The organism is Pseudomonas sp. 8_5_2 (assembly GCF_059295255.1).
The window spans coordinates 2,067,008-2,083,436 of the sequence record NZ_CM181238.1; the positions used below are offsets into that span (position 1 = coordinate 2,067,008).

The window sequence follows — 16,429 nt, forward strand, 5'->3', positions numbered from 1 at the left end:
TGCAACGCGCCGCGCCAGCCTTACAATTTTTAGCACGGCAGTGGTGTCGTCGGCGAGCAGGCAGAGGCTAGCATGAGCTTCTCCCCCTCAAGGACGACAGCATGGAACACTCACTGCAACTCAACCGCGCCAGCTGGGACGAACGCGCCCCGCTGCACGCTGCCTCCAGGGACTACGAAGTCGAGCGACTGGTCGAGGCCCCGGGCCACCTTTCCGAAACCGTGCGCTTCGACCTGCCATTGCTGGGCGATATCGACGGGCTCAATGCCGTCCACCTGCAGTGCCACATCGGCACCGACACGCTCTCGCTGGCGCGCCTTGGCGCCAAAGTCTGCGGTCTGGACTATTCGGCCGCGTCGCTGGCCGAGGCGCGGGCACTTGCCAAGCGCTGCGCGGCACCCATCGAGTATGTAGAGTCCGACGTCTACGCCGCCGACCAGGTACTGCCGGCAGGCACTTTCGACCTGGTCTATACCGGCATCGGCGCGCTTTGCTGGCTGCCCCGTATCGAGCCGTGGGCGCGCACGGTTGCAGCACTGCTGAAGCGGGGCGGGCGGCTGTTCCTGCGCGATGGCCACCCGATGCTGATGGCAGTCAACGAAGACCACCAGGACCGCCTGCAGCTCGAATACGCCTATTTCGAGCAGGAGCAACCGACGGTGTGGCACACCGACCAGACCTACGTTGAAACCGATCAACGCCTGGCCCATACCGAGACGCACGAATGGAACCACGGCCTTGGTGAGGTGATCACGGCTTTGCTGGCCAACGGGCTGCAGCTGACGGCACTGGCCGAGCACCAGAGCATCCCTTGGGAGGCGCTGCCGGGGCAGATGGTCAAGGGCGACGATGGCGAATGGCGCCTGCGCGACCAGCCGGCACGCCTGCCCCTGAGTTACACCCTGATCGCGGTCAAGGCCTGATCAGGACAGGTAGCCGCCGTCGACATTGAGCGCCGTGCCGGTGGTATAGCTGGACGCATCGCTGGCCAGGTACAACACCGCGCCGGCCATTTCCTTGGGGTCGGCCACGCGCTTGAGCGGGATCTGCTGCAGCGCGGCATTGAGGATGGCGTCGTTCTTCACCAGTGCCGAGGCGAACTTGGTATCCGTCAGCCCCGGCAGCAGGGCGTTGCAGCGGATGCCGAACGCGGCGCATTCCTTGGCAAACACCTTGGTCATGTTGATCACTGCGGCCTTGGTAACCGAATAGATGCCCTGGAACAGGCCTGGTGACACGCCATTGATCGACGCCACGTTGATGATGCTGCCACTGCCCTGTTCGCGCATCAGCTTGCCGGCCTCCACCGACATGAAGAAGTAGCCGCGGATGTTCACGTCCACGGTTTTCTGGAACGCGCCCAGGTCGGTGTCCAGCACATTGCAGAACTGCGGGTTGGTGGCGGCGTTGTTGACCAGGATGTCCAGGCGCCCGAACTGTTCGCGGATACTGGCGAACACCTGCTGGATCTGCTCCATTTCACCGATGTGGCAGGCCACTGCCGTGGCCTTGCCACCGGCCGCGATGATGGCGTCGGCCACCTGCTGGCAACCGTCCAGCTTGCGGCTGGAGACGATCACGTGGGCACCTTGCTGCGCCAGCAGGTGGGCGATGGCCTCGCCGATGCCGCGGCTGGCGCCGGAAACGAAGGCGATCTTGCCGTCGAGGTCGAACAGGTGGGTCTTGGGCATGCTGTTTTCCTTGTTATCCGTCGTCGTGGGCGCTGCTCAGAGGCTGGATTTGGCAATCACCTGCAGGCTCATCTGCTCCAGCAAGCGGTTCATGTGGATGAACTGGGCGAAGCGCTTGTCCTGGGTCTGGCCGTGGTAGTAGCGGTAGTAGATCTGCTGGACGATGCCGGCCAGGCGGAACAGGCCATAGCAATAGTAGTAATCGAAGTTGTCCAGCTGGATGCCGGCGCGTTCGGCGTAGTAATCGACGAACTGGCGGCGGGTGAGCATGCCGGGGGCGTTGCTTGGCTGGCGGCGCATCAGTTGTACCGGTGCCGGGTCGCCGGCCTCGATCCAGTAGGCCAGGCTGTTGCCAAGGTCCATCAGCGGGTCGCCCAGGGTAGCCATTTCCCAGTCCAGCACACCAATGATGCGCATCGGGTTGTCGGCGTCGAGGATCACGTTGTCGAAACGGTAGTCGTTGTGCACGATGGCGGGCCGCGGGTGGTCAGCGGGCATTTTGTCGTGCAGCCAGGCGGTCACCTTTTCCCAGTTCGGGGCGTCTGGCGTCAGGGCCTTCTGGTAGCGGCTGGTCCAGCCCTCGACCTGGCGCTGCACGTAGCCTTCAGGCTTGCCCAGGTCGGCCAGGCCGCAGGCGTCGTAGTCCACCTGGTGCAGCTCGACCAGACGGTCGATAAAGCTTTTGCACAGGGCTTCGGTGCGGTTGGCGTCGAGGTTGAGTTCTGCCGGAATGTCCGAACGCAGGATAATGCCCTTGACCCGCTCCATCACATAGAACTCACCGCCGATCAGGCTGCTGTCGGTGCAATGTACGTAGGCCTTTGGGCAGTACGGGAAGCCGCTGTTCAGCTGGTTGAGGATGCGAAACTCGCGACCCATGTCGTGGGCCGACTTGGCCTTCTGGCCGAACGGCGGGCGACGCAGCACGAAGTCGCGGCCCGGGTAGCTGACCAGATAGGTGAGGTTGGAAGCGCCACCGGGGAACTGGCTGATCCTCGGCTGGCCCTCCAGACCGGGGATGCTGGCCTTGAGGTAAGGGTCGATGACGGCCGCATCGAGTTCTTCGCCGGGGCGTACCTGGGTGGACTGGTCGGTGAGCGTCATGCGGTTTCCTTATTCTCGATCGCAAGGACTATTGGCTAATCTAATGCGCTGCCAAGGTTGGAACAAGCGTGCCAGGCGCCAAATAGGCGAGGGTGTTGCTGCCCGATCAGCTGCCTTGATAGACCCGCACCATCGGGCAAAAAAAAACCGAAGCCGGTCAGGCTTCGGTTTTCGATCATCCGGTATTCCCTGCCCTCAGGACGGGAACAGCTCGCTGAGCTTCATCGACAGCATCATGTCGCCTTCGACGCGCAGCTTGCCGCCCATGAAGGCCTGCATGCCGTCGGTTTCGCCGCTGACGATACCCTTCAGGGTTTCGCTGTCCATCACCAGGGTGCAGTTGGCATCCGGGTTCTCGCCTTCCTGCAGGTCGCAGGTGCCGTCCTTGACGATCAGTGCATATTTCTTGCCTTCGTCGGTGATGTCGAAGCCGAACACCAGGTCCAGGCCGGCGGCAGCGGATGGGTTGAACTTCTCTTGCATCTTTTTCACGGCATCAGCTACGGAGGTCATGGCGCATTCCTTATAGAGTGATTTACACGTCCCCGCAGGGACACAACTAGCCGGGCTTATCGGTAAGTGACAAGCTCCGGCGCCTTCAACAACTGCACATGGGCCTGGCTGTTGAAGGAAGCCAGTGCCACGTCGCGGCCGCGGAACTTGAGCTGGCTGAGCGACGTGTTGATGATCTGCCAGTTCAGCGCGAACGCCTGGCTGGGGGTAATACCGGTTACCAGGTGGAGCAGGGCGGCAATGGTGCCACCCGAGGTGAAGATGGCGATATTGTCACCGCTGCCGGCAGCGTCGAGTACACGGTGCAGGCCACCTTGCACGCGGGTGGTGAACGCCTGCCACGTCTCCAGGCCCTCGGCGGCATGCTCACCATCGTGCCAGCGCTGCACCATCAATGCGAACAGGCGCTGGAATTCGCTGCGGTGCTGGGCAGCGTTGCGCAGCACGTGCAGGGCATCGGGCTCATCTACCAGCAGCCCGGGCAACAAGGCCCGGATCACGCCGTCGGCATCGAACTCATTGAACGCCACGTCGGTCACAACAGCCGGCACCGGGCAGCCACTGCCGTGCAATGCCTCCAGGGCCAGGCGTGCGGTATCCTGCTGGCGACGCAGGTCGCCTGCCACGCAGCGGTCCAGCCGAACCCCCAGCTGTGCGAGGTGCTCACCCAGGGCCTGGCTCTGGCACACGCCCACAGGCGAGAGGACGTCGTAGTCATCGGCACCAAAGGAGGCTTGGCCATGTCGGATCAGGTAGAGGTTGCCCACGAAAGGTTCCGGCCTGTGGAGGTTGCTGCGAGGTTAGGATGCAGCACACGGGCTGTCAACGAAAAAACATACAAGCGTTTGAAAAGGTTGTTTGAAAGATGTTGCCAGCGTTTACACCAGCTGGCAGCACCTCAGGCGCAACGGTATGCTTGCAACAGTTACGCGCCGTAGTGGCGCATGCATTCAAGGAGTCAACGTGGAGTTTCTTGCCGAGTACGCAAGCTTTCTCGCCAAAACCGCCACCCTGGTGATCGCCATCCTGGTGGTGCTGTCGGCTATCGCCGGGCTGCGCGGCAAGGGGCGGCGCAAACCGGGTGGGCAACTGCAGGTCACCCGCCTTAACGAATTCTACAAGGACCTGCGCGAGCGCCTGGAGTCCGGCCTGCTCGACAAGACCCAGCTCAAGGCCCTGCGCAAGCAGCAGGCCAAGGCGGAAAAACAGCAGAAGAAGGGCAAGGCCAAGGCCGAAGAAAAGGGCCGGGTATTCGTCCTGGACTTCGATGGCGACATCAAAGCTTCGGCCACCGAAAGCCTGCGCAACGAAATCACAGCACTGCTGACCCTCGCCACCCCGCGTGACGAGGTGGTGCTACGCCTTGAAAGCGGCGGTGGCCTGGTGCACAGCTACGGCCTGGCTGCATCGCAGCTGGCGCGCATCCGCCAGGCGGGTATTCCGTTGACCGTGTGCATCGACAAGGTGGCCGCCAGCGGGGGCTACATGATGGCCTGCATCGGCGAAAAAATCGTCAGCGCACCGTTTGCCGTGCTGGGTTCGATCGGCGTTGTGGCACAGTTGCCCAACATCAACCGCCTGTTGAAGAAGCACGATATCGACTTCGAGGTGCTGACTGCCGGCGAGTACAAGCGCACCCTGACCGTGTTCGGTGAAAACACCGAGAAGGGCCGGGAGAAGTTTCAGGAAGACCTGGACATCACCCATCAGCTGTTCAAGGACTTCGTCGCCCGCTATCGCCCGCAACTGCACATCGACGAAGTGGCTACCGGTGAAGTCTGGCTCGGTGTCGCGGCGCTCAATCGGCAGCTGGTGGACGAACTGCAGACCAGTGACGAATACCTCAGCGACCGGGCGCGCAATGCCAACCTGTTCCACCTGCACTACGCCGAACGCAAGAGCCTGCAAGAGCGAATCGGCATGGCTGCCAGCGGCACTGTGGAGAACACCGTGGTGGGCTTGTGGAGTAAACTTGGCCGGCTGCGCTAACACCTTGAACCCGTTGAAATTTTTTTTCGTTCAGGGGGTTGCAAGGTTAGAAGAATGACGACATAATGGCGCCCATCGAAACGCAGCAAACTTTGAAAAAGGTTCAGCGTTTCAAGGAGATAGCAAAGCGCAAGCAGCTAGATCCGACCTTTGAGGCCGAGTAGCAAAGTGGTTATGCTCCGGATTGCAAATCCGTCTACGCCGGTTCGATTCCGACCTCGGCCTCCACCATTCGAAAGCCCCGCAGATTAACGTCTGCGGGGTTTTTCTTTGGGCGAGGGAAAATACCGAAATCCCAAAACCACTTACCGTCAGCTGCCCAAATCAAGGTTTCAAGCCCTGACGGGACATCTCTGGAGGACGACCAGAAAGCTGAACGGAACTGAGATCAGGTAGGCCTTTGGAAACGCCGGCCCGTTAACCCTCAGGCGGGTTGATACCGCAGACGAACTCACTCGAGCCAAGGCGGTGCGAGCCATACTCCACCACGTACTCGTCACCGCGGCGCTGCGCTTCCGCCACGGCTGTTTGCCGGTCGGCATAGACGTCGACAAAGTGCCATGGATGTCTATCCCGCAGCACGCCCCATCCCAGCACCCAGCCTTCGTTACCGGGGTCTGCAGGCAGGTTCTTTGCCAGGCTGCGAATGCTCATTGCGGCTATTTTTCTCAAACGACTATAGGTCGGAAGAAAGCCCGCAGACGAAGTCTGCGGGCTTCATGTGGGCCAGAAGTTTCCCCTGAGGCGAAAACCCCGAAACGTTGTTATCGCTCAGACCTGGTACAGGATGGTGTACGAAGCATCACACTTGGGCCCCAGCACAACCGGTTTCTCAAAGAGTGTGCCGCCACCCACGGCGTTGTAGTTGGTACCACATGCCCCCTCAAGTCGCGTCCATAACCCCACATCGTGAATTTCGATCCGCGTGGCGACGCGGCCATGGGGATGGCTCAGTTCGTACTGGATGCGCTCAACAACATCTTTGGCTTCTTCTTCTGTCATGCTGTCTTCTCCGTTCCAACCGGTACCGCACGGGCCGGCCCGATTACCGGGCAGGATTCACGCTTTTACACAGTTTAGAACTCAAATTGCGCCTGTTGGTTCGTTCCGCCGAGCGGCATGATCAGCTCGGCGCCCTGGTTGCGCACATTGCCTACGGCTTTGCCCACCGGGTACCAGTGAAACGATGCTGCCGGCCGAGATCCCTCCCGCACAATTTCAGCTGCGCGCTCGGCTGACGTGGTCGGGTCGAGCCATTCCCTGGCCGTGTCAGGTGTCAGCACCAGGGGCTTGCGGTCATGGATGTCCACCAGGCCCTGGTCTGCTGCAGCGGTAACGATCACAAAGCCGTCACACGGGTCTGGCTCCATACCTGGGTGAACTTCCGCCAGCGCGGCGAAGTACAGCGGGGCGCCATCGACGCCGGTGATGTACCAGGGTTGCTTGTGCTTCGGGTCGTGCTGGTCCGGGATCCACTCGAACCAGCCATTTGCTGGCGCCAGGGCTCTGCCGCCTGGCCACAGGTCTTTGAAAAATTCGCCGGTCATCACTGTTTCGGCCCGCGCGTTGATCGGGTCTGGTCGTTTTCCCTTCGCCCAGAAAGGCGACCAGCCCCATTTCACCCGGTCCACGCTCAGCCCGTCGTCAAGCTGGCGGACTACCTCTACGCGAGTCGACGGCGCCACGTTGTAGCGGTTGATCGGTTCATGGTCGTACCCGTTGATCACCACCAGGTCCAGCGACAGCTGGCGCAGGTAATGATCCATCGACTCGTAGATCGAGTACCGTCCACACATTTCCCACCTCTCGCCTGTCAGAAATTTCGTCGCTCAGGATTGACCGGACAACCGATGCCGGATTTACTGTATATGCATACAGTTTGCGTCGAGCCGTCCATCATGACCATTACTTTTCTGGGTACGCCCGCCGGCGGTACCCAACCCATCCCGCTTTACGCGTTCCAGATTCCGGCCGGGTTTCCGTCACCTGCGGCGGACCATCTGGAAGGCCATATATCGCTCGATGAATTGTTCGACCTCCGCGCGCCGCATGTGTATCTGGTAAAGGTAGAAGGCGACAGCATGCAGGGGGCCGGTATCTACTCTGGCGATATCGTCATCGTCGACCGTGGGCGCGAGGCGGAGCATGGCGATATCGTGATCGCCGCGGTCAATACCGAGCCGGTGTGCAAGCGCCTGCATCGGCGTGACGGGGTGGTGATACTCAAGTCGGAAAACCCGGCGTATCCGCCGCGCTACATCATGGAAGGCGACGATCTGCTCGTTTGGGGCGTGGTGCGTTATAGCGTGCGTGACCATGCGCAGTGACCCGGTGTTTGCGTTGATTGATTGCAACTCGTTTTATGCAAGTTGCGAGCGGGTGTTCCGGCCGGACCTGGCCAAGACCCCGATCGTGGTGCTGAGCAACAACGACGGTTGCGTGATCGCCAGGTCGTATGACGCGAAACCGTTCGTGAAAATGGGTGAACCGTACTTCCAGGCCAGGGACAGGCTGCGCCGTCACGGCGTCCTGGCCTTCAGCAGCAATTACGCGCTCTACGGCGACATGAGCGAGCGCGTCATGACATTGATCGAGTCGATGGTGCCGGCGGTCGAGATCTACAGCATCGACGAGTGTTTCGCCGACCTCAGCGGCATTGCGCAAAACCTTACCCAGTTTGGCCACAACGTGCGCGCCCGGGTGTTCAAGTGCACGGGCATTCCGGTGGGGGTGGGTATCGCCAGCACCAAGACGCTTGCCAAACTGGCAAACCACATGGCGAAACGCCTGCAGGCTCACACCGGTGGCGTGGTAGATATTTGCGACCCGTTCAAACGGGACTGGGTGCTGCGCAATACCGAGGTGAAGGAAGTCTGGGGAATTGGCCGGAAGATGACTGCGCACCTCGAGGCAATGGGCATACGCACGGCAATGGACCTGGCCAAGGCCGACGCCCGCACGCTGCGTGACAGGTTCAGCGTGGTGGTGGAGAAAACGGCCCGGGAGCTGGCCGGTACACCCTGCCTGGAACTGGATGAAGCCGAGCCGCCGAAGCAGGAAATCTGCTGCAGCCGGATGTTCGGCAAGCGGCTCACCGAACTGACGCCGATCACGCAGGCAGTGGCCACTTACGTCGGCCGTGCAGCGGAAAAACTGCGCGCCCAAGGCTCGGTGTGCAAGCGCATGCGGGTAAGTATCCGCACCGGCATGTTCAACCCGGACGAGGCCCATCATGCCCAGGGTGCGCTGGTCGAGCTGCCGTATCCAACGTGTGACACGTTGTTGCTGACGCGGTTGGCCACCGATGCGGTAGCGCGTATTTTTCGGCCTGGGTTTCGCTACAGCAAAGCCGAAGTGCTGCTGATGGATCTTCGCCAGCCGGGGGAGTTTTCAGAGGACCTGTTTGCGCTCAAGCAGTCAGTGGCGTGCGGCCGGCTGATGCAAGTGATGGACAACATCAACGAGCGCTGGGGCAGGGGGACGATGCGGGCTGCCAGTGTTCCGGCGGTACCGGACTGGGGCATGCGGCGGGAGCTGATGAGCCAGTCCTTTACAACGCGGATCGATCAGCTGTGGACGGTCAAATCTTGAACCTCCTGGCCGTTTTCCCGGTCATCAGAACAGACAGCGACTTGCTGGTCGCAGGATTCTGAAATATTCGGAAGCTATCGTTGGGATCTTCAAGTGGGTTCCACCGACGACGGAGTCATGAAATGGACTATTCAAGCATGGTTGAATCGTTGGATAAAATCCTGAAAGAAGCGGCCATGGCTGAAGATTGCAAAGCGGCGCACACGTGCCTGCACGCATCTGAGGCTGACGGTCACCGGTGCATACGTAGCCATTCATCTGCCACTTCACCCATGGTGGATGGCGTCCCGCTCTTGATCCAGGCCATGAATGTGCGGTCGAACCTGAATGCCTCGCCGCATTCGCTCAGCAGAAACTGACGAACTTTCTGGGTGTTGCGGTAATGCTTGTCCAGCGGGGTAGTGCGGGTGATCGGGCCGGCGTGCCAGTCGAAGCTCATGGTCTGTTCCTTGACGCCCAGCAAAGTAAAAAAGCCCGTAGAGGACGTCTGCGGGCTCATTACGGGTTGTGACATCGACCTTCAGGCTATCAGCCTTCGAACTGGATCACCATTCGCCCCTTGATCTTGCCCTCGAGCATCTCCTCAAAGATCTGGTTGATGTCCTCGATCGGCCGCAGGGTCACCTTGGGCACCACCTTGCCTTCAGCGGCAAACTGGAAGGCTTCCTGCAGGTCCTGCCGTGTGCCCACCAGCGAACCGATCACTTCGATGCCATCCAGCACCAGGCGCGGGATGTTCAGGTTCATGGCTTCTGATGGCAGCCCGACGGCAACCAGGCGGCCACCGGCGCGCAGGGCGTCGACGGCGGAGTCGAAGGCCGCCTTGGCTACGGCAGTAACCACAGCGGCATGGGCGCCGCCGGTCTTGGCCTGGATGACCTTGGCCGCGTCTTCGCTACGTGGGTTGACGACCAGGTCGGCGCCCATTTCGCTGGCGAAGCGCAATTGCTCATCGTTGACGTCGATGGCAATCACTTTGGCGTTGAACACGTTCTTGGCGTATTGCAGGGCCAGGTTGCCCAGGCCGCCGAGGCCGTAGATGGCGATCCACTGGCCGGGGCGAATGTTGGAAATTTTCACCGCCTTGTAGGTGGTCACGCCGGCGCAGGTAACGCTGCTGGCGGCGGCGGAGTCGAGCCCGTCGGGCACTTTTACCGAGTAGTCTGCATTGACGATGCAGGCCTCGGCCATGCCACCGTCCACGGTGTAGCCGGAGTTCTTCACTTCGCGGCACAAGGTTTCATTGCCGCTGGTGCAGTATTCGCAGTGCCCGCAGCCCTGGTAGAACCACGCAACGCTGGCGCGGTCACCGGGTTTGAGCGAGGTGACGCCGGGGCCTACCTGCTGGACCACGCCAATGCCTTCATGGCCCAGCACGACGCCGGTCTTGTCACCGAAATCGCCATTTTTCACGTGCAGGTCCGTGTGGCACACCCCGCAGCACTGCATCTTCAGCAGCGCTTCGCCGTGTTCGAGGGGGCGCAGGGTTTTTTCCACCACCTGCACGCGACGGCCTGGTGCAACAACAGCAGCTTTCATAAGAGCCTCCGTGTCTATCCGAGTGAGCTTGGGTTATGGCTGGGTTAGCATAGCCCTTGCCTGGTCGGGGAAAACTGCTTCAGGTCATGGGTCGGTATGGCGAATACCTGAAAAGCTTCAAAAAAGAAAAGCCCGCGGCAAGAATGCGGCGGGCTGCAAGAACATACGGAGCGAGGCCAGTGTGCCCACCTGGATGTCATCATTTTGTGAAGATCAGGTCGGCAGCGTGTCATGTCTCACTTGGGTAAATGCATAAAAAAGCCCGCCATGAAAGGCGGGCAAATGACGTTTTGAAGGGAGAGCCTGCAGACTGGACCTGGCCGGTTAACCCAGCATTAAGCGGCAACGCATTGACCTGCAAAGGCGATCAGCCTATACAGGCCTGCCACTTGCCCAGGAGCCAGCATGCACGACGAAGACGACCTGCACGAACCCGAACACGATCACCTGCTTGATCACGAATTTCTCTACGAAGACATGGAGCACGAGGCGGATGCCCAAGGCGCCGAGGATGAGGTGGAGGAGGACGAGGAAACGCTGGATGACCTCGATGATGAGGAGCGCGATCACCCAGCCTGGTTTGACGACTGCGTAGACGATTGAATCAGCGCCCGTCCACCGAGAAGCGCCCGGGACCGCTTACGGCCAGCAACAGCAAGCCGCCCATGATGGCGAGGTTCTTAAGGAACTGGGTCATGTTGGCGCTGCGCTCGGGGTCGACCATGTTCCAGAACGGATGCCCGAGCAGCGCCGTGCCCAGCACGAACAGGGCAAACAGCAAGGCCAGCGGCCGCGTATAGAAGCCGAGGATCAGCAGGATGCCGACAACGAACTCCATCAGCACGGCAATGCCAGCTGCCAGCATCGGGGCAGGGGCGCCCAGCGAGGTCATGTAGCCAACCGTGCCGTCGAAGCCAGTCAGCTTTGCCCAGCCAGACAGGACGAACAGGATCATCAGCAGCACGCGGGCAATCAGGATAATGATGTCGCGTTGGCCATCGAACAGGGAGTAGCGCATGGTGGCGTTCCAGTGGACGGGGACAAGCTCCACTTTAGCAGCTGCGCAAAACATTGCTGGCAGGCAGCAAAAAGGCGCCGCAGGGGCGCCTTTTCACAGAAGTTTGGTGCGAGTGGCGGGACTCGAACCCGCAAGGCTCACGCCGACAGATTTTAAGTCTGCTGTGTATACCAATTCCACCACACTCGCACGCTTGAAGGGGTCGCAACGACCAGCTCGCTTCTAAGTAGAAGGGCTTCGCAATCAAGCGCGCTTTATAACCCATCGTTATAGGTGAGTCAACCACAGCACCTATCATCAACAGAATGAACGGTCGATCAAATGCTCAATTGACACCTTGCTGTCATTGCGCCACTGTTGCGGTTTTACCTGGCCCAGTGCTTGTCGAAGAGTGCTGACTGGCGGTAGTTGTCTGGGTGCCCATCGGCGGGCGCCTGGGTTACCCTCATTTAGTTCCTGCTGCTGTGCCAGTGGAGTATTCATGGTTTCAGCTGACTGTCTCGACCACGCTGTCATGCCCGCCCACCGCTATGAACAGCTGGTTCAGTCGGTGGTCGACTACGCCATCTACATGCTCGACCCTTCCGGCCATGTGGTGTCGTGGAATGCGGGCGCGCAACGGATCAAGGGTTACCGCGCCGACGAAGTGATCGGCCAGCATTTTTCGCTGTTTTTCACCCCTCAGGATTGTGCCGATGGCCGACCCGATCGCTTGCTGCGCCAAGCGCTGGAACAGGGTGTGGCACAGGATGAAGGCTGGCGGGTACGCAAGGACGGCACGCAGTTCTGGGCCTTGGCGGCGCTGGATGTGATCCGCGATGATCTCGGCCAGATCGTTGGCCTGGCCAAGGTTACCCGCGACATTACCGACCGCCGTGAGTCGGCCATGCAGCTGGATGCCGTGCGCGCCCAGTTGTTCCAGGCGCAGAAGCTTGAAGCACTCGGCCAGTTGACCGGTGGCCTGGCGCATGACTTCAACAACATGCTGACCATCATCATCAGCTCGGCGCGCCTGGCGCTGGCTACCCAAGATCCGTTGCGGACCCAGCGCATGCTGCAGCACATCCTCGATGCCGGGCAGCGGGGCACTGAACTGACCCAGCAATTGCTCAGCTTTGCCCGCCATCGCAAGCTCGATGTGGCGTGCGTCGCACCGGCTGATCTGGTAACCGCGACCCGTGGCCTGCTGGAGCATGCATTGCCTGATGCGGTTGACCTGCACGTCGTGCTGCAACCGGACCTACCGTTGATCGAGGTGGATGCCGGGCAGTTGCAGATGGTGCTGCTCAACCTGCTGTTCAATGCCCGCGATGCCATCACCGGGCAGGGCCGGATCAGCCTGATGGTGGATGTGGTCGAACTGGTTGGCGAGGTGGAAGGGTTGCGCGGCAGCTTCGTGCGTTTCGAAGTGCAGGACAGCGGCGAGGGTATTGCGCCAGAGGTATTGCCACGTATTTTCGAGCCGTTTTTCACCACCAAGCCTTTTGGCAAAGGCACCGGCCTGGGCCTTAGCCAGGTGTATGGCTTTGCCAGGCAGAGCGGTGGTGCGATTTGCGTCGACAGCGACCCCGGCCATGGAACTTGCATGCAGCTTTACTTGCCAGTGTACCAGCCTCCGACAGACAGCCAACTCCACAGGTAGACAGCATGGCACAGGCACTCAAGCGGCTGGTGACGGGCATAGAAGGCCTTGATGCGTTGCTCAAGGGTGGCCTGGTTGCCGGTTCGTCCTACATCATTCAAGGCCCGCCGGGTGCCGGCAAGACCATCCTGGCCAATCAGCTGGCGTGTGGTCATGTGCGCTCCGGCGGCCGGGTACTGGTAGCCACGCTGCTCAGCGAATCGCATGAGCGGCTGTTCCAGTACCTGGCCACCCTGGACTTCTTCGACCCGGCACTGGTGGGCGACCAGATCCAGTTCGTCAGCGCCTTCGATACCCTCGAACAGGAAGGGCTGGATGCGGTGGTGCGCTTGCTGCGCCAGGAAATCGCCCGGCAGCAGGCCAGCCTGCTGATCGTCGACGGGGTGCTCAATGCCCGCGTGCGCGCGGAAACCGCGCTGGACACCAAGAAGTTCGTCTCCGAACTGCAGGGCCATGCGGCCTTTGCCGGCTGCACCTTGCTGTTGCTGACCAGTGCCCGGCTGGACGAGGGCAGCCCGGAGCACACCATGGTCGACGGGGTGATCGAACTGGGTGAACAGCTGGTGGGCAGCCGCGCCGTGCGCCATGTCCAGTTGCGCAAGACGCGCGGCAGTGCGGCGTTGTCAGGGCGCCACGAGTGCCTTATCGATGAAGCGGGCATGCACGTGTTTCCGCGGCTGGAGTCGCTGTTCAGCCACCCTAGCCAGATGGGCAACGCAAACCTTGGGCGTGTCACCAGCGGTGTGGCCGACCTGGATGAAATGCTTGACGGTGGCCTGGCTACCGGTTCGGTCAGCCTGCTGATCGGGCCTTCGGGCATTGGCAAGACATCGTTGGGCCTGGCGTTTCTCGGCGCCAGCACTGTGCAGGCCCCTGGGCTGCATTTCGGCTTTTACGAAACGCCCGAACGGCTGCGCAGCAAAGCCGCATCGTTGGGCTGTGACTTTACCGCAATGGAGCAGGGCGGCAGCCTTCAGTTGTTCTGGCAGCCGACCACAGAGGGCTTGCTGGACCAGGTTGGCGCACGCCTGCTAAAGCAGGTGGAGGCGCACGGTAGCAAGCGCGTGCTGATCGACAGCCTTGGCGCATTCAGCCGCCTTGCCATCGACCCGACACGGCTCAATGCGTTTTTCCGTGCCTTGGCTGGCGAGCTGCGCGCGCGCGATGTAAGCGTGATGCTGACCTGGGAAATGCGCGACATCTTCGGTTCGGAAATCAGCGCGCCCGCGCCAGACCTGTCGAGCATTGTCGACAATCTGGTGCTGATGCGCTTCGTCGAACTGGATTCGCAGCTGCGGCGCATGCTGTCGATTCTCAAGGTGCGTGACAGCCACCATGACCCCGCCTTGCACGAGCTGCTGATCGGGCCGCAGGGCATTAACTTGCGCAAGGCGTTCGAAGGTGCCAGTGGTGTGCTTTCGGGAACGCCCGTACCGCAAGGGAGCGGCTAACAGGATGAGCAGATGAACACCATCCTGATCGTCGATGACGAGTACCTGATCGCCGATATCCTCGGCTTCGCCCTGGAAGACGAAGGCTACGCGGTGGAAAAGGCGAGCAACGGCTGCAAGGCCCTGGAGGCGCTGAAGGAGAAGCGCGTGCAGCTGGTTATCACCGACTACATGATGCCGCTGCTCAATGGCGAGGAATTGGTGCGCTCAATGCGTGAAGACCCGTCCTTGAGCGAGTTGCCGGTCATCCTCATGAGTGGCGCGCAGGCCAACCAGGGATGCCCGGAACTGTTCGCCGCCGTGTTCGACAAACCGTTCGACATGGATTGTATGATCGCCAAGGTGCGCGAACTGCTGGGCACCTGAGGCGCGGGGCGATCAAGCGCATCCGTGCGGCTTGAGGCAAGTCGCTCAGTGCGAGTCGTCGTGCTTTTCCGGGGCCGGGCTGCCGGCCTGGATGCGTTTGAAGATCTCTTCGCGATGAACCTGGACATCTTTCGGTGCATCGATACCGATCCTCACCTGCATCCCTTTGACGCCCAGAATGGTGACTTTGATGTCATCGTTGATGACGATGCTTTCGCCAACCTTACGGGTGAGTATCAGCATGTAGTTCTCCTTGGTGATGTAAAAAACCGTCGGGCCAGTTGCCTCGGCGGCGGGAGCGTGTCCCTCTTCCTTCTCATTAAAGACGCTTTCGGCGGATAGTAATTCCCCGACAGACAAATTCTGTTGCGTGTCTTCAGTTGCAGGTGGCTGGGCAAACCGTCAGCGGTTTGTCGGCCAAGGTGCTCGGTGTCAAGGATAGGGCGCTTGGCGACCAATGGGAAATTTCTTCGCATCATGGGCTGAATAGACAGGCTCAATGGGCCTCCTGTTCCTCAAGTGCCTGTAAAAACAGCAGCAATGCGACTTCTTCGGGGTCCAGCCCCTTGCGTACCCGGTTTTTCGGCAGGTTGGCCAGACGCCCCAGTGCATAGTGCTCGAGTACAGCAGGGTGAATGTAACAGCGCCGGCACACCGCGGGTGTATTGCCCAGGCGCGCGGCCACCTGGCGGACAATGCCGGCCACCTGGCGCTTGGCCTCGGCTTCGGGTTCCCAGGCCAACGGCCGTAGCAGGTCCAGGGCCAGGCTGCTGCCGGCCCAGGTGCGGTAGTCCTTGGCGGTGAAGTCGGCGCCGGTAAGCTGTTGCAGAAACTGGTTGACCTCGCTGGAGCCGACACTGTGGCGCTGGCCGTCTTCATCCAGGTACTGGAACAGCGCCTGGCCGGGCAACTCCATGCAGCGCTTGAGCAGGCTGGCCAGGCGCCGGTCATTGAGGGTGACGTTGTGCTCGACGCCGCGTTTACCGCGGAACTGGAAACGGATAGTGCTGCCCTTGATCTGCACATGGCGGTTACGCAGCGTAGTCAGCCCGTAGGACTGGTTGTCGCGCAGGTAGCGCTGGTTGCCAATGCGGATCAGGGTATGGTCCAGCAGGCTCACCACCAGCGCCATGACCTTTTCGCGGTCCAGGCCTGGCCGGGCGAGATGGTTTTCCAGTTGCGCCCGCAGCTTGGGCAGGGTCTGGGCAAAGGCCAGCATGCGCCCGTACTTGTGCTGGTCGCGCAGCTCGCGCCACTGCACGTGGTAGCGGTACTGCTTGCGGCCACGGGCATCGATACCGGTTGCCTGCAGGTGGCCCATGGGGTCGGCGCAGATCCACACATCGGTATAGGCCGGTGGGATCACCAGCGCGGCGATGCGCGCCAGGGTTTCGCTGTCGCGCACCCGCTGGCCATCGGCATCCAGATAGATGAAGCGGTCGCGCCAGCGCTTGCGGGTCAGGCCCGGCTGGCTGTCGTCAACGTAATGCAGGGTACGCGGCAGAGGGCAGTCGAGCATGTGCGG

Annotated in this window: 20 protein-coding genes and 2 tRNA genes; 9 read left to right on the plus strand and 13 right to left on the minus strand. The window is 61.1% G+C overall.

The annotated features are described in order from the left end of the window. Positions 1-101 precede the first annotated feature (101 nt). Positions 102-923: a class I SAM-dependent methyltransferase gene (locus AC5O5R_RS09450; protein WP_172218645.1), complete on the plus strand. Its 822-nt coding sequence runs from the start codon at positions 102-104 to the stop codon at positions 921-923. Here AC5O5R_RS09450 and AC5O5R_RS09455 read toward each other — a convergent pair whose 3' ends face one another. From AC5O5R_RS09455 to AC5O5R_RS09470, 4 genes are all read right to left on the minus strand, one after another. Next, the gene (locus tag AC5O5R_RS09455; RefSeq protein WP_172285330.1) at positions 924-1,691 is read right to left on the minus strand and encodes an SDR family oxidoreductase; all 768 of its coding nucleotides are present in this window, start codon (positions 1,689-1,691) and stop codon (positions 924-926) included. It lies immediately after the preceding gene. 36 nt (positions 1,692-1,727) lie between these two features. Further along, positions 1,728-2,795, minus strand: coding sequence for a phosphotransferase family protein (locus AC5O5R_RS09460; RefSeq protein ID WP_172285329.1), 1,068 nt, complete (start codon positions 2,793-2,795; stop codon positions 1,728-1,730). Positions 2,796-2,990: 195 nt separating this feature from the next. Beyond that, the gene (locus AC5O5R_RS09465) at positions 2,991-3,308 is read right to left on the minus strand and encodes an SCP2 sterol-binding domain-containing protein (protein WP_172218639.1); all 318 of its coding nucleotides are present in this window, start codon (positions 3,306-3,308) and stop codon (positions 2,991-2,993) included. 56 nt (positions 3,309-3,364) lie between these two features. Beyond that, positions 3,365-4,075 (minus strand): histidine phosphatase family protein, encoded by a 711-nt coding sequence (locus AC5O5R_RS09470; protein WP_494515216.1) that lies wholly within the window; start codon positions 4,073-4,075, stop codon positions 3,365-3,367. Between the two features lie 196 nt (positions 4,076-4,271). Between AC5O5R_RS09470 and sohB the strand changes: the two genes are divergently transcribed. After that, entirely contained in the window at positions 4,272-5,297 is a 1,026-nt protein-coding gene (gene sohB / locus AC5O5R_RS09475; protein WP_172218619.1) for a protease SohB, read from the plus strand. 154 nt (positions 5,298-5,451) lie between these two features. Further along, positions 5,452-5,525: transfer RNA gene (locus AC5O5R_RS09480), tRNA-Cys, on the plus strand. A gap of 189 nt (positions 5,526-5,714) precedes the next feature. Here AC5O5R_RS09480 and AC5O5R_RS09485 read toward each other — a convergent pair. From AC5O5R_RS09485 to AC5O5R_RS09495, 3 genes are all read right to left on the minus strand, one after another. Beyond that, positions 5,715-5,951: a hypothetical protein gene (locus AC5O5R_RS09485; protein ID WP_172218925.1), complete on the minus strand. Its 237-nt coding sequence runs from the start codon at positions 5,949-5,951 to the stop codon at positions 5,715-5,717. 117 nt (positions 5,952-6,068) lie between these two features. Further along, entirely contained in the window at positions 6,069-6,299 is a 231-nt protein-coding gene (locus AC5O5R_RS09490) for a hypothetical protein (RefSeq protein WP_172218923.1), read from the minus strand. 74 nt (positions 6,300-6,373) lie between these two features. Further along, positions 6,374-7,093: an SOS response-associated peptidase family protein gene (locus AC5O5R_RS09495; RefSeq protein WP_494515217.1), complete on the minus strand. Its 720-nt coding sequence runs from the start codon at positions 7,091-7,093 to the stop codon at positions 6,374-6,376. Between the two features lie 102 nt (positions 7,094-7,195). Between AC5O5R_RS09495 and AC5O5R_RS09500 the strand changes: the two genes are divergently transcribed. Both AC5O5R_RS09500 and AC5O5R_RS09505 read left to right on the plus strand, forming a co-directional pair. Further along, positions 7,196-7,624: a LexA family protein gene (locus AC5O5R_RS09500; protein WP_172218919.1), complete on the plus strand. Its 429-nt coding sequence runs from the start codon at positions 7,196-7,198 to the stop codon at positions 7,622-7,624. Next, complete coding sequence (locus AC5O5R_RS09505) at positions 7,614-8,888, plus strand: Y-family DNA polymerase (RefSeq protein WP_172285326.1); 1,275 nt, start codon at positions 7,614-7,616, stop codon at positions 8,886-8,888. The genes AC5O5R_RS09500 and AC5O5R_RS09505 overlap by 11 nt, the downstream gene beginning before the upstream one ends. A gap of 232 nt (positions 8,889-9,120) precedes the next feature. On the opposite strand, the gene AC5O5R_RS09510 is transcribed toward AC5O5R_RS09505, so the two are convergent. After that, positions 9,121-9,327 (minus strand): DUF6434 domain-containing protein, encoded by a 207-nt coding sequence (locus AC5O5R_RS09510; protein ID WP_172218915.1) that lies wholly within the window; start codon positions 9,325-9,327, stop codon positions 9,121-9,123. A gap of 89 nt (positions 9,328-9,416) precedes the next feature. Then, positions 9,417-10,427 carry an alcohol dehydrogenase AdhP gene (adhP, locus tag AC5O5R_RS09515; RefSeq protein WP_494515218.1) on the minus strand — a complete coding sequence of 337 codons (1,011 nt, stop codon included), beginning with the start codon at positions 10,425-10,427 and terminating at the stop codon, positions 9,417-9,419. Positions 10,428-10,832: 405 nt separating this feature from the next. Here adhP and AC5O5R_RS09520 point away from each other — a divergent pair, with 405 nt between their 5' ends. After that, on the plus strand, positions 10,833-11,030 hold the full coding sequence (locus tag AC5O5R_RS09520) for a hypothetical protein (protein ID WP_494512499.1): 198 nt from the start codon (positions 10,833-10,835) through the stop codon (positions 11,028-11,030). A gap of 1 nt (position 11,031) precedes the next feature. Here AC5O5R_RS09520 and AC5O5R_RS09525 read toward each other — a convergent pair whose 3' ends face one another. Both AC5O5R_RS09525 and AC5O5R_RS09530 read right to left on the minus strand, forming a co-directional pair. After that, positions 11,032-11,445, minus strand: a complete 414-nt coding sequence (locus tag AC5O5R_RS09525) for a DoxX family protein (protein WP_172285325.1) — start codon at positions 11,443-11,445, stop codon at positions 11,032-11,034. A gap of 104 nt (positions 11,446-11,549) precedes the next feature. Beyond that, a tRNA-Leu gene (locus tag AC5O5R_RS09530) sits at positions 11,550-11,634 on the minus strand. A 292-nt stretch (positions 11,635-11,926) separates the two neighbouring features. On the opposite strand from AC5O5R_RS09530, the gene AC5O5R_RS09535 reads away from it, so the two are divergent. Genes AC5O5R_RS09535 through AC5O5R_RS09545 form a run of 3 tightly spaced genes read left to right on the plus strand, consistent with a single transcriptional unit; the run spans position 11,927 to position 14,904 of the window. After that, positions 11,927-13,087, plus strand: coding sequence for a two-component system sensor histidine kinase NtrB (locus AC5O5R_RS09535; protein WP_494515219.1), 1,161 nt, complete (start codon positions 11,927-11,929; stop codon positions 13,085-13,087). Positions 13,088-13,092: 5 nt separating this feature from the next. After that, positions 13,093-14,538 carry an ATPase domain-containing protein gene (locus AC5O5R_RS09540; protein WP_494515220.1) on the plus strand — a complete coding sequence of 482 codons (1,446 nt, stop codon included), beginning with the start codon at positions 13,093-13,095 and terminating at the stop codon, positions 14,536-14,538. 12 nt (positions 14,539-14,550) lie between these two features. Next, positions 14,551-14,904 (plus strand): response regulator, encoded by a 354-nt coding sequence (locus AC5O5R_RS09545; protein ID WP_172218903.1) that lies wholly within the window; start codon positions 14,551-14,553, stop codon positions 14,902-14,904. Positions 14,905-14,949: 45 nt separating this feature from the next. On the opposite strand, the gene csrA is transcribed toward AC5O5R_RS09545, so the two are convergent. Together csrA and AC5O5R_RS09555 are read right to left on the minus strand one after the other, a co-directional pair. Beyond that, positions 14,950-15,147 carry a carbon storage regulator CsrA gene (csrA, locus tag AC5O5R_RS09550; protein ID WP_004375914.1) on the minus strand — a complete coding sequence of 66 codons (198 nt, stop codon included), beginning with the start codon at positions 15,145-15,147 and terminating at the stop codon, positions 14,950-14,952. Between the two features lie 253 nt (positions 15,148-15,400). Beyond that, a complete protein-coding gene (locus AC5O5R_RS09555) occupies positions 15,401-16,423 on the minus strand; it encodes a DNA topoisomerase IB (protein ID WP_494515221.1) in 1,023 nt (340 codons plus the stop codon). Positions 16,424-16,429: the final 6 nt, after the last annotated feature.

Excerpts from the sequence above, each read along its gene's own strand:
- AC5O5R_RS09450 (WP_172218645.1), top strand. The coding sequence starts at position 102 with ATGGAACACTCACTGCAACTCAACCGCGCCAGCTGGGACGAACGCGCC.
- AC5O5R_RS09455 (WP_172285330.1), bottom strand. The coding sequence starts at position 1,691 with ATGCCCAAGACCCACCTGTTCGACCTCGACGGCAAGATCGCCTTCGTT.
- AC5O5R_RS09460 (WP_172285329.1), bottom strand. The coding sequence starts at position 2,795 with ATGACGCTCACCGACCAGTCCACCCAGGTACGCCCCGGCGAAGAACTC.
- AC5O5R_RS09465 (WP_172218639.1), bottom strand. The coding sequence starts at position 3,308 with ATGACCTCCGTAGCTGATGCCGTGAAAAAGATGCAAGAGAAGTTCAAC.
- AC5O5R_RS09485 (WP_172218925.1), bottom strand. The coding sequence starts at position 5,951 with ATGAGCATTCGCAGCCTGGCAAAGAACCTGCCTGCAGACCCCGGTAAC.
- AC5O5R_RS09490 (WP_172218923.1), bottom strand. The coding sequence starts at position 6,299 with ATGACAGAAGAAGAAGCCAAAGATGTTGTTGAGCGCATCCAGTACGAA.
- AC5O5R_RS09495 (WP_494515217.1), bottom strand. The coding sequence starts at position 7,093 with ATGTGTGGACGGTACTCGATCTACGAGTCGATGGATCATTACCTGCGC.
- AC5O5R_RS09500 (WP_172218919.1), top strand. The coding sequence starts at position 7,196 with ATGACCATTACTTTTCTGGGTACGCCCGCCGGCGGTACCCAACCCATC.
- AC5O5R_RS09505 (WP_172285326.1), top strand. The coding sequence starts at position 7,614 with ATGCGCAGTGACCCGGTGTTTGCGTTGATTGATTGCAACTCGTTTTAT.
- AC5O5R_RS09510 (WP_172218915.1), bottom strand. The coding sequence starts at position 9,327 with ATGAGCTTCGACTGGCACGCCGGCCCGATCACCCGCACTACCCCGCTG.
- adhP (WP_494515218.1), bottom strand. The coding sequence starts at position 10,427 with ATGAAAGCTGCTGTTGTTGCACCAGGCCGTCGCGTGCAGGTGGTGGAA.
- AC5O5R_RS09520 (WP_494512499.1), top strand. The coding sequence starts at position 10,833 with ATGCACGACGAAGACGACCTGCACGAACCCGAACACGATCACCTGCTT.
- AC5O5R_RS09525 (WP_172285325.1), bottom strand. The coding sequence starts at position 11,445 with ATGCGCTACTCCCTGTTCGATGGCCAACGCGACATCATTATCCTGATT.
- AC5O5R_RS09535 (WP_494515219.1), top strand. The coding sequence starts at position 11,927 with ATGGTTTCAGCTGACTGTCTCGACCACGCTGTCATGCCCGCCCACCGC.
- AC5O5R_RS09540 (WP_494515220.1), top strand. The coding sequence starts at position 13,093 with ATGGCACAGGCACTCAAGCGGCTGGTGACGGGCATAGAAGGCCTTGAT.
- AC5O5R_RS09545 (WP_172218903.1), top strand. The coding sequence starts at position 14,551 with ATGAACACCATCCTGATCGTCGATGACGAGTACCTGATCGCCGATATC.
- csrA (WP_004375914.1), bottom strand. The coding sequence starts at position 15,147 with ATGCTGATACTCACCCGTAAGGTTGGCGAAAGCATCGTCATCAACGAT.
- AC5O5R_RS09555 (WP_494515221.1), bottom strand. The coding sequence starts at position 16,423 with ATGCTCGACTGCCCTCTGCCGCGTACCCTGCATTACGTTGACGACAGC.